The organism is Comamonas sp. C24C, from assembly GCF_053345995.1.
Genome location: NZ_JBKFBC010000012.1, coordinates 1 through 10,731 on the forward strand (window position 1 = coordinate 1; position 10,731 = coordinate 10,731).

Genomic DNA, 10,731 nt, shown 5'->3' on the forward strand with positions numbered 1-10,731 from the left:
GCGATGGCACTATGTGGCGCTTCGTCTCTGGCAGCGCCCGATTCCAGGGCGGTCAATGAACCGTTGAGCATTCAGCGCCAGATCTTCGGAAGTGGCGAGCAAGGCGTGACGGGATCGCAGCAAGCCGAGCCGGTGGGTGACTATGGCGTCTGGCATGTGCCCCAGTACCTGCCCGGTTACCCGACGGCAGCAACGATATGGCCTCGCGCCATCCCTGTGAAGTGCAAGGACAGGCAGTGCGATGGCTATGTGATCACCCCGCAGATGGGGCCAGGTGAGTACCTGTTTTTCGTGCCCACGAGCGAGTAGACCGCCCAAAGCCATCACAGCGCAACAGCACCTCCATTGCGCTGACCGTCAGTCAAGCAACCAGGGCGGGCTCACCCTCCTTGGTTGTTTTTGCATCGCGCAAATACGCTCTCACCGGGTACTGACAGCAGCAACCCGCATACCTTCAGGCAATGCAAGCCAGGCGAGGCAGCACGCCAGAGTTCATTCGGCGCCAGGTGTTTTTTGCCAGAAGAGCGCCTGAGGCAATTCCAGCGCCCCAATATGGGCTACAATCCGCCTCCCCATGGACAAGCGCCAGGGCCCAGGAATCCCATGCTTTCAAGGCATGTCCCTGATTCCGGGCATATCCGGCCCAGAGCTAGCTTCACTAGCGCAGCCTCCTTTCTCCGTGTGAGAAAGCGGAGCATCCAATACGCCACAGACACCTGTCTTTCCCGGCTTGATAAGGCTGGGCTGGTCTTATTCGCTCATTTTTTGAAGTTGCACAGCCGCTGTGCATAACTTTGCCCAATCTGGTGCATCCACCTGCTTCCGGATCTCATGTCTGGTCGGGATCGCACCCTTGCCCCCTACAGATGTCGATTCGCTCCGAGCGAGCTGCGCACGCCTGCCTCCAGGATCTTTTCCCTCTCAAAGATCTGTTTTGAGCACCACCAAAGCTGGACTGTCAGCCAGACCTGTCGCTGTCAATCCTCGCAAGCCTGGCTTGATTCAAATCATAAAAAAATCGCTGTTCATGACAGCGATTTTTCCACAGTTCATGTGGACAAGATTGTGGACATTCAGTGGAATCCTGGTGACAAAGGCTCACAAGCCCTTGTGCTTACAGCCCGAAAGGTAGGTTGCCTTCAAATCAGGCAACTGCAACCCAGGGGTTAACCCTTAAGCTTTTCAGAGCTGACGCCGAATCACCATACGCCCCGACTCGGTGATATGCCAATGCTTCTCTGCATCCTGCTCCACCAGCCCCCGCTCCAGCAGGCGCCTGGAGAGATACTCCTTGGCCGCAGACCACAAGGAGACATCCTCGCCCAGCTCCAGCTTCTTGAGTGTTTCCAATTCATCGACCGTAGGTTCATACACAGGTGCGCGATAGACTGCGGTTTGCATGGTGACTTCTCCTAAGCTCGTGCGATGACTGGCCGCTTCGGCTCCGAAGCGCCTGAGATCCAAGATAAACCTGTCATCCGCGACACGCAATAGTTACCCGCCTGCTTTACCTTTATTCACCCAACCCATACCCCACCCTTACAGAGTTGGCAGCCTGACAACAGGCTGCCAACTCATTATTCAGGAGCGAACCACCTTTATGCTGTATGCGCTTGCCGTACTTTTTGCCTTTCAGCTACTGGGGGAGTTCCTGGCCCGCGTCACGGGCTTGCCTCTGCCCGGCGCGCTGATCGGCACCCTGCTTTTGCTGCTGGGCCTGCTGTTTTACAAACGCCTACCCAAGACACTGGAAGACACGGCTCAGGTGTTGTTGCAGAACATGATGCTGCTTTTCATCCCCGTCATTGCGGGCGTAATGCTTGAATTCGACCATCTGCGCCGCGAATGGCTGCCTTTTGTGCTGGCCTGCATCGCCGGAGCCGCCATCACATTCACCGCGACCGCCCTCACCTTCCGCTTCTGCCTGCAGCGCCAGCGCACTCGCAAGCCGGATGACGAGTCCGCCGCAAAGCAGGAGGCCAGCGTATGAGCACCTCACTGCTTGAACGTCTGCACACCGCCTGGCTGAGCCTGGCCGAAGGCTCGCCCCTGCCCTGGCTGGTGCTGACCATGCTGGTCTATATGGCGGCCATGGCCATCTACAAAAAAAGCGGCAACCGCCCCATGCTGATACCGGTGTTCACGGGCGTGGTCGTCATCGTCGCCATTCTGATGATTACGGGCACGCCTTATGCAACCTACCGCAGCGGCGTCTCCCTGCTGGGCCTGATGATAGGGCCTGCCACCGTGGCACTGGCCATCCCGCTATACGCCCAACGCGAACGCATCAGCCAACTGTGGCTGCCCATCAGCGTGGCACTGCTGGTGGGCTGCCTGGTCGCGCTGCTTTCAGCCCTGGGCATAGCCTGGGCTTTCGGCGGCTCTCAAGCCACGCTGATCGCCGTGGCCCCCAAGTCGGCCACCATTCCCATCGCCCTGCCCATGGCCGAGCGTTTTGGCGGAACACCGTCGCTGGCCGCCGTGGCCGTGGCCATTACCGGCATCAGCGGCACCATGATGGCGCCGCTGCTGTGCCGCGTCCTGCGTCTTCGGGACCCGGCGGTCCAGGGCTTTGCCATCGGGCTCACGGCCCATGCCATTGGCACGGCACGCGCCATTCAGCTCAACCCCACGGCCGGCGCGTTCTCCGCTTTGGCCATGGGCCTGAACGGCGTGGCCACGGCCGTGCTGATGCCACTGGTGCTGGCCATTACCCCCTGGATTTAAAAACAATAGCTACCAACGCTTTACACATAAGCGCTGAACGCCATTTTCACTAGGTTTTTCGCTCGCTGCGTCGGTAGGCTGCAAGCGCCCCCAGAATCATTGCCATGCCCAGCCACTGCACCGGCTGCGGCCTGGCGCCAAACCAGAGCAGGTCCACCAGCAAGGCCATGACGGGGTAGATGAAGGACAAGCCGGCGATCGCCTGCGCCTGCAGTTTTTGAAATGCCGTGTACATCAATGTGTACATCCAGGCCGTATGCACCAGACCCAGCACCAGCACCGCGCTCCAGGCCCTGGGGCTGAAGACCGCCTGGTCGCGCAGCTCCCGCACCCAGGGCAGCAAGCTCAGCGCTCCCGCCAGCATCTGTAGCATGGCAATCTGCGCCGGCGCGATCCGCTTGAGCCGCTGGGTGGCCAAGGTGGCCAAGGCATAAAGCCCGGCCGCCAGCAGCGCCAGCCCGATACCCAGCAATTGCCCTTGCGATGCTCCCTGGCCGGCCAGTCCCAGCAAGCCGCTGCTCAGACCCACGCCAACCAACGCCAAAACCAGCCAGGGCAGGCGATTGAGCGGTACCGGCTCACGCTGAAGCAGTGCTGCCAGCAGCAACAGCAAAAAGGGCTGCACGTGATAGACCACCGTGGCGATGGCAATGCCGCTGTATTCATAGGCACGGAACAGGCACAGCCAATTGACGATGAGCGCTGCAGCGCCAAGCAGCAGCCAGCCGCACTCGCGCCAGCTTAGCCGTGACCACTGACCCGACCACCCGACCCAGGCCGCCAGCCCCAGGCCGCCAAGCAAACAGCGCAGCCACACTACCCACAGCACGGGCAGGCCGCTTTCCACCACCAGCAGACCGATGGTGCCGGACAGCGCCATGGCAAGCATCATGCGCCAGGTGCCACCAGACGGCGGCGCAGCGGCCAAAGCCGGCTTGGAAGCCGGCGCTTGCAAATAGGAGGAAATCTGGGAAGTCATGACGGCATCGTCCGTCAATCACATTCATGCATCAATACATCCCGATTCCACTTACTATTGCTTGCCGATCAACAATCAAGTCGCCCCATGAGCACAGAACCCGGCCTGCTCCCTGAAATGCTGGTTTTCGCCAAGGTGGTGGAGCTGCGCAGCTTTGCCGCCGCTGCGCGCCAACTGGATCTGACCACCTCGGCGGTCAGCCGCAGCGTGGGACGGCTGGAAGCCCATTGGGGCGTGCAGTTGCTGCACCGCACGACCCGCTCCCTGTCCCTGACCGAGCTGGGTGCCGAGGTCTATGCCGCCTGCAGCCAGCTGACGCAGACGGCCAGCGATATCCACGCCATTGCTGGCCATTACAGCGGCGTGCCGCGCGGCACGGTGCGGCTGACGGCACCGACCATTTTTGGTGAAATCTGGCTCAGTGCCCAGCTGCCTGCGCTGCGCCGCCAATGGCCGGAGCTGGAGATCGCCGTCAGTCTCAGCGACCAGATGCAGGATCTGGCCCAGCAAGGTCTGGATCTGGCCATTCGCCTGACCCGCCCGGAACAGCTGCCACCCCATATGGTGGCGCGCGAGTTGCGTCAGGTGCGCTATATCGCCGTGGCCTCGCCCGCCTACCTCCAGGGCCTGCCCAAGCCGCCCGGCCATCCGCTGGAACTGGGCCGCCAGCATGGCGTTGCATGCATCACGCTGGGCTATGGCGACTTTCAGAGCCGGCTGCAATGGCTGCACGGCCAGGATCGCAGCCCGGTGCCTGCGGTGACCGAAGTCGCCGTTCACGCGCCTTTGTCCATGGACAGCAGCACGGGCATCATCAATCTGGCACTGCAGCACCAGGGCATAGGCCTGGTGGCAGACTTTGCCGCCCAGGCCGTGCTGAGCAGCGGCGCGCTGGTACAGGTTCTGCCCGACTGGCAATTGACGGGCAACTACGCGCCGCGCACTGCCTATGCGCTGTACATGCCTTCGCGTCACCTGCCGCTCAAGGTGCGGGCGCTGATCGACCACCTGGTCGAGGCAGGCCAGCGCCAGCGCTTCTGAAGATCCGGCGCTGCCGTCCACACAGGAGCAAGTTCTCCCCATCCAGGCACTACAAGCTTGTGGACAAGACTCGGCAGTGGGCGGGATAAGCAGATCAAGCCATTGTTTTCAAATGATTTTCAGGAGCCCGCCCATTTTTTAGGCAAACCACACCCTGCAGTACCCGGAACCCTCAAACTCTGCATTTCATAGCAGCTCAGGCAAGTCTGAATTGGGCTGCAGAGCAGTTCTCCCCAACAAATCGCTACAAGCTTGTGGACAAACCCCGGCAACGCCTTGAATAAGCGACCTAAGCCCCTGTCGGCATTGAATAATTCGATTGCTGATTATTTTTTAATCAACACACCATCGGCATCACCTGGCTCTCAGCGCAGCGGCCCTTGCCAATCGGCGAGGCGATAGGCACTGTCCCAGAACAGCCATTCCAGCCGGGCCGCATCCTTGTAAGCCGCATGCATGGCCGCGCGCGTGGTCTCGGTGGCCTCCTCGGCCAGGCGATCCACCGTGGCGCAGACGCCGCGCACCGCCGCATGAAACTCCTCGCTGGCATAGGTATCCACCCAGGCCTGATATGGATTGTCTTTGGCCGAGCGCGCATGAATGTCGCGCCCCACCTCGGCATAGATCCAGAAGCAGGGCAGCAACGCGGCCACGGCCACCGGGTAAGTGGCGCTCCAGGCCGTGGCCAGCAGGTAGCTGGTGTAGTGATGGCAGGCCGGCGTCAGCGGTGTGGCCGCAAACTGCTCGGGCGTGATGCCGAAATCGCGCATGAAGCCGCCATGCAGGGCGCGCTCCACCACCACAGCCTCATTGGCGGCATTGGCAAACTGCACCACGCCTTCGGCGTTATCGGATTTGGCCGCCGCCACGGCCAGCGCGCGGCCATAGGCGACGAGGTAATGCGCATCCTGAATCATGTAGTGGCAAAAACGCTCCCGGCTCAATGTGCCGGCCGCCAGCTCCTGGTTGAAGGGCAGCTCCAGGGTGCTTTGAAACAGCGCCTGATTGGCATTCCACAGGCTTTGGCTGAAAGACATGATTCGACTCTCCACTGCAAGAATTCATAGCAGCCAGCGCTTTGCTGACTGGGCAAGCAACCATTCTTGCTGAGATGCATGCTTTTGCAGCCCAAAGCCCGGCAGATATTCGGTCAAAGCTGTATTTCAAGGCTGGCGCTCTGGCTTGCGGCCAGCGGCTTCCTGCGCCTTGTGCTGCAGCCACTGACTGAACACCCGCAGCGCCGGCGAGGCTTGCGCCTCGGCCGCCAGCTCGGGAGTGACCAGATAGTAGGCGCGGTTGCCGCGCAGCGGCTGCGGGCAGGCGACGATGAGATCGCCACGTGCAATCTCCTGCTCGATCAGCATGGGCGGGATCAACGCCACGCCCAGCCCCTGACTGGCGGCCACGGCCAGCATGGAGAAGAGTTCAAGTCGCATGCCGTCGAGTGCACGCGGCGCATCGACATGCATCGCGTCGAACCACTGGCGCCAGCCCTGTGGGCGCGTGCTTTGCTGCAGCAGCGGCAGGCGCGCGATCACCTCGGGGCCCACCGGCAGCCAGGCACGGCCTGGATCGCGCTGCTGGGCCGTGGCCAGCAATTGCGGGCTGCACACGGGCACGACTTCCTCGTCCATCAGCCACTGCGCCTGCACGCCGGGCCAACGTTCCACCTGACCGGGCGTGCCCGCATAAAGAGCCGCATCGAACACGGTGTCGGCAAACAGAAAAGGCCGGGTCTGCACATCGATGTGGACGGTGATATCGGGGTGCTGCTGGGCCAGTTGCGGCAGGCGCGGCAGCAGCCAGCGGGTGGCAAAAGTAGGCACGGCCGCCAGATTGATGGGGCCGCCCTCGCCCTGGTGGCTCATCAGATCCAGGGTGTCACGCTCCAGCCCCTGCAGCCAGCGCCCGACCTGGGTGGCGTAATGCCGGCCTGCATCGGTGAGCAGCACGCCATGGCGCGTGCGCCTGAACAGGGCCAGCCCCAGAAACTCCTCCAGCGCAATGATCTGGCGCGAGACCGCGCTTTGCGTCAGCGACAGCTCCTGTGCGGCCTTGGTATAGCTGATGTGGCGGGCAGCCGATTCGAAGCAGGCCAGGGCCTGGGTGGAGGGAAGCACTCTGCGCATATTACGTATTCCTTCGGCGCATTCATAAAAAGCAGATCAAAGTCAAAACCTGATCCATTCAACTTATACATGCATTTTTCTCATCCATAGATGATTATTCATCGTTTGCCAGCCTCTATTTCGGCCACCTAAGATGTGTGCAAGCACTCAGGCGAGAAAGCGCCTGCAGCCCGACACCTTGCATTCAGGAGACGAACATGGCCAATGGCTACCAGTGGGACGACTGCTTCCAGCTCGACCAGCAACTGACCGAAGACGAGCGCATGATCCGCGACGCCGCACGCGAGTACTGCCAGGACAAGCTCAAGCCCCGCGTGCAAGCCATGTTCCGCAATGAATCGGTGGACATCAGCATCTTCCGCGAGATGGGCGAGCTGGGCCTGCTGGGCCCCACCATCCCCACGCAGTACGGCGGTGCAGGCCTGAACTATGTGAGCTACGGTCTGGTGGCGCGCGAGATCGAGCGTGTGGACTCTGGCTACCGCTCCATGGCCTCCGTGCAATCGTCCCTGGTGATGGTGCCCATCAACGAGTTCGGCACCGAAGCCCAGAAGATGAAATACCTGCCCAAGCTGGCCTCGGGCGAATTCATCGGCTGCTTCGGCCTGACCGAGCCCGACCACGGCTCCGACCCCGGCTCCATGGCCACGCGCGCCTACAAGGTCGACGGCGGCTATCGCCTCAAGGGCAACAAGATGTGGATCACCAACAGCCCTGTGGCCGACGTGTTCGTGGTCTGGGCCAAGGAAGTCTCCGAGGACGGCACCGTGGGCCAGATCCGCGGCTTTGTGCTGGAAAAGGGCATGAAGGGCCTGTCCGCCCCCGCCATCCACGGCAAGGTGGGCCTGCGCGCCTCCATCACCGGTGAAATCGTGATGGACGATGTGTTCTGCCCCGAAGAGAATGCCTTCCCCGACGTGCGCGGCCTCAAGGGCCCGTTCACCTGCCTGAACAGCGCCCGCTTCGGCATTGCCTGGGGCGCGCTGGGTGCGGCAGAGGACTGCTGGCACACCGCCCGCCAGTACACGCTGGACCGCAAGCAGTTCGGCCGCCCCCTGGCCGCCAACCAGCTGATCCAGAAGAAGCTGGCCGACATGCAGACCGAAATCACGCTGGGCCTGCAAGCCGCGCTGCGCGTGGGCCGCATGAAGGACGAGCACCAGAACGTGATCGAAATCACCTCTCTGGTCAAGCGCAACAACTGCGGCAAGTCGCTGGACATCGCCCGCATGGCGCGCGACATGCTGGGCGGCAACGGCATCAGCGACGAGTTCGGCGTGGCCCGCCATCTGGTGAACCTCGAAGTGGTCAACACCTACGAAGGCACGCATGATGTGCATGCGCTGATCCTGGGCCGTGCCCAGACCGGTATTGCGGCGTTTGCTAATTAACTCCCCCTGAGCGGCTACGCCGCTTCCCCCTCTCTCTTCGGGAGGGGGACGGCAGCTTCGCCGCTAGGCGGCTCTTGCTGGCTGCCCTTACCTCGGGGCGATGCCAACCACCGCTATTCATTTGTTAGCTAGTACCGCTTGATTTGTCTGGGTTTTGAATAGTTTTCAGCTCAGAACCCAGACAAATAAAGCGCAAGCAGCTATTTATTTCATTGTTTCGCTTTACGGGATCATCCGACATGAACGCAAGCTCCACCACTCCCACAGGCGCATTGGCAGGCATCAAGGTGCTGGATCTGTCGCGCGTGCTGGCGGGTCCATGGGCCACGCAGATGCTGGCCGATCTGGGGGCCGATGTGGTCAAGGTGGAGCGCCCTCTCGCCGGCGACGACACACGCCACTGGGGGCCTCCGTTCCTCAGGGACGACGCGGGCAACGATACGCGCGAAGCCAGCTACTTCACGGCCTGCAACCGCAACAAGCGCAGCATCACCGTGGACATGGCGCACCCCGAGGGCCGGGCGCTGCTGCAGCGCATGGCGCAAGAGGCCGATGTGGTGGTGGAGAACTTCAAGACCGGGGGACTTGCGCAATACGGTCTGGACTATGAGAGTCTCAAGGTGCTGAACCCGCGCCTGGTGTACTGCTCCATCACGGGTTTCGGCCAGGACGGCCCCTATGCCGAACGCGCGGGCTATGACCTCATGGTGCAGGCCATGTGCGGACTGATGAGCATCACCGGCCATGCCGATGGCGAGCCCGGCGGCGGCCCCTTGAAAGTGGGTGTGGCCGTGATCGATGTATTCACGGGGCTGTATGCCAGCAACGCCATCCTGGCCGCGCTCAACGCCCGCGACAACGCGAGAAATGGCAGCGGCCAGGGCCAGTACATCGATATGGCGCTACTGGATGTGGGCATGGCTGTGCTGGCCAACCAGGCTGCAGGTTTTCTGGCCACCGGCCAGGCGCCGGGCCGCGCCGGCAACACCCATCCCAGCTTGGCGCCGTATCAGGACTTCCCGACGCTGGACGGCAATGTGCTGCTGGCCATCGGCAATGACGGCCAGTTCGCGCGCTTTTGCGCAGCGATCGGCGAGCAAGCCTGGGCGCAGGATGCGCGCTTTGCCACCAATACCGCCCGCGTGCGCAACCGCACGGCGCTGCTTGAGCTGATGAAGCCGCAGATGCGCCAGCGCAGCACCGCCGACTGGATTGCGCTGCTGGAGGACAAGGCCGTGCCCTGCGGGCCCATCAACACCATCGCCCAGGCTTTTGACGACCCGCAGGTCAAGGCCCGGGGCATACACAAGACATTGCCGTCGAGCGCGGGCCATGGCATCTCTGCCATGGCCACCGTGGCCAGCCCCATGCGGCTGTCCGCCACGCCCGTGACCTACCGCAATGCACCGCCCGCACTGGGTCAGCACACTGACGAGGTGCTGCTGGAGTTGGGGCTGAGCCCTGCCGATCTGACGTTGTTGCGGGAGCGCGGCGCGATCTGACACCCTTTTCACATGGGCAGAGCACGGCATAGATCGGTGCCTGCCTTTCACACATCACACCAAGGAGACAAACATGTTCAAGTTCACCGCCACCGTCGTGGCCGCCCTCGCCGTTTGCGGCGCAGCCCAGGCGCAGAGCAACTACCCCAACAAGCCCATCAGACTGCTGGTGCCCTTTGCCGCCGGCGGCACGACCGACCTGATCGCCCGCATCATTGCCGAGCCTCTGAGCCGTGAACTGGGCCAGTCCGTGGTGGTGGAAAACAAGGGCGGCGGCGGCGGCAGCATCGGCGCCTCCGAAACCGCACGCGCAGCACCCGATGGCTACAACCTCGGCATTGCCACCGTCTCCACCACGGCGACCAATCCGGCCATCAACCCCAAGATTCCCTACAACGTGGCCACCGACTTCACGCCCATCGTGAACATTGCCGCCACGCCCAACATCATTGCGGCCAACCCCAAGTTCGCCGGCAAGGACTACAAGAGTTTCCTGACCGAGATCAAGAACCAGCCCGCCAAGTACTCCTACGCATCGCCCGGCCTGGGCTCCATCACCCACCTGATGATGGAAATGTTCAAGCTGGAAACCAAGACCGAGATGACCCACGTGCCCTACCGTGGCTCGGGCCCTGCACTCAACGACACCGTGGCCGGTCAGGTGCCGCTGATTTTCGACAACCTGCCCTCCACTCTGCCCTTTGTGAAGGAAAAGCGTCTCACAGCCCTGGTCGTCGCCGCTCCGCAGCGCATTGCAGCCCTGCCTGATGTGCCGACCTTCAAGGAAGTCGGCCTGCCCCAGGTCAACCGCATGGCGTACTACGGCATCGTCGGCCCCAAGAACCTGCCCAAGGACGTCGTGGCCAAGATCAACGCTGCCGTGCGCAAGGCCGTGCAGGACCCCAACGTGAAGAAGCGCATCGAGGAAAGCGGCTCCATCATCATGGCCGACACCCCCGAAG

At 62.3% G+C, this 10,731-nt stretch carries 11 protein-coding genes; 7 read left to right on the top strand and 4 right to left on the bottom strand.

From position 1 onward, the window contains the following. On the top strand, positions 1 to 309 hold a 309-nt coding region (locus ACLBXN_RS19750), incomplete at its 5' end, for a hypothetical protein (protein WP_447613277.1). 873 nt (positions 310 to 1,182) lie between these two features. On the opposite strand, the gene ACLBXN_RS19755 is transcribed toward ACLBXN_RS19750, so the two are convergent. Continuing rightward, positions 1,183 to 1,401, bottom strand: a complete 219-nt coding sequence (locus tag ACLBXN_RS19755; protein ID WP_003078700.1) for a hypothetical protein — start codon at positions 1,399 to 1,401, stop codon at positions 1,183 to 1,185. Between the two features lie 199 nt (positions 1,402 to 1,600). On the opposite strand from ACLBXN_RS19755, the gene ACLBXN_RS19760 reads away from it, so the two are divergent. Both ACLBXN_RS19760 and ACLBXN_RS19765 read left to right on the top strand, forming a co-directional pair. Continuing rightward, positions 1,601 to 1,990 carry a CidA/LrgA family protein gene (locus ACLBXN_RS19760; RefSeq protein ID WP_043008336.1) on the top strand — a complete coding sequence of 130 codons (390 nt, stop codon included), beginning with the start codon at positions 1,601 to 1,603 and terminating at the stop codon, positions 1,988 to 1,990. Then, positions 1,987 to 2,727 (top strand): LrgB family protein, encoded by a 741-nt coding sequence (locus ACLBXN_RS19765; protein ID WP_447613278.1) that lies wholly within the window; start codon positions 1,987 to 1,989, stop codon positions 2,725 to 2,727. The genes ACLBXN_RS19760 and ACLBXN_RS19765 overlap by 4 nt, the downstream gene beginning before the upstream one ends. Positions 2,728 to 2,776: 49 nt before the next feature. Here the strand turns inward: ACLBXN_RS19765 and ACLBXN_RS19770 are convergent, their stop codons facing one another. After that, a complete protein-coding gene (locus ACLBXN_RS19770; RefSeq protein ID WP_447613279.1) occupies positions 2,777 to 3,706 on the bottom strand; it encodes a DMT family transporter in 930 nt (309 codons plus the stop codon). Between the two features lie 87 nt (positions 3,707 to 3,793). On the opposite strand from ACLBXN_RS19770, the gene ACLBXN_RS19775 reads away from it, so the two are divergent. Then, positions 3,794 to 4,747 carry a LysR family transcriptional regulator gene (locus ACLBXN_RS19775; protein WP_447613280.1) on the top strand — a complete coding sequence of 318 codons (954 nt, stop codon included), beginning with the start codon at positions 3,794 to 3,796 and terminating at the stop codon, positions 4,745 to 4,747. Positions 4,748 to 5,112: 365 nt separating this feature from the next. Here ACLBXN_RS19775 and tenA read toward each other — a convergent pair whose 3' ends face one another. Next, on the bottom strand, positions 5,113 to 5,784 hold the full coding sequence (tenA, locus tag ACLBXN_RS19780) for a thiaminase II (RefSeq protein WP_407713943.1): 672 nt from the start codon (positions 5,782 to 5,784) through the stop codon (positions 5,113 to 5,115). Between the two features lie 126 nt (positions 5,785 to 5,910). After that, on the bottom strand, positions 5,911 to 6,876 hold the full coding sequence (locus tag ACLBXN_RS19785) for a LysR family transcriptional regulator (protein ID WP_043008342.1): 966 nt from the start codon (positions 6,874 to 6,876) through the stop codon (positions 5,911 to 5,913). 197 nt (positions 6,877 to 7,073) lie between these two features. On the opposite strand from ACLBXN_RS19785, the gene ACLBXN_RS19790 reads away from it, so the two are divergent. From ACLBXN_RS19790 to ACLBXN_RS19800, 3 genes are all read left to right on the top strand, one after another. Further along, positions 7,074 to 8,267 (top strand): acyl-CoA dehydrogenase, encoded by a 1,194-nt coding sequence (locus tag ACLBXN_RS19790; RefSeq protein ID WP_043008344.1) that lies wholly within the window; start codon positions 7,074 to 7,076, stop codon positions 8,265 to 8,267. A 239-nt stretch (positions 8,268 to 8,506) separates the two neighbouring features. Further along, positions 8,507 to 9,769 (top strand): CaiB/BaiF CoA transferase family protein, encoded by a 1,263-nt coding sequence (locus ACLBXN_RS19795; RefSeq protein WP_447613281.1) that lies wholly within the window; start codon positions 8,507 to 8,509, stop codon positions 9,767 to 9,769. A 73-nt stretch (positions 9,770 to 9,842) separates the two neighbouring features. Continuing rightward, positions 9,843 to 10,731, top strand: an 889-nt coding sequence (locus ACLBXN_RS19800) for a tripartite tricarboxylate transporter substrate binding protein BugE (RefSeq protein ID WP_447613282.1), incomplete at its 3' end; no start/stop codon positions are given.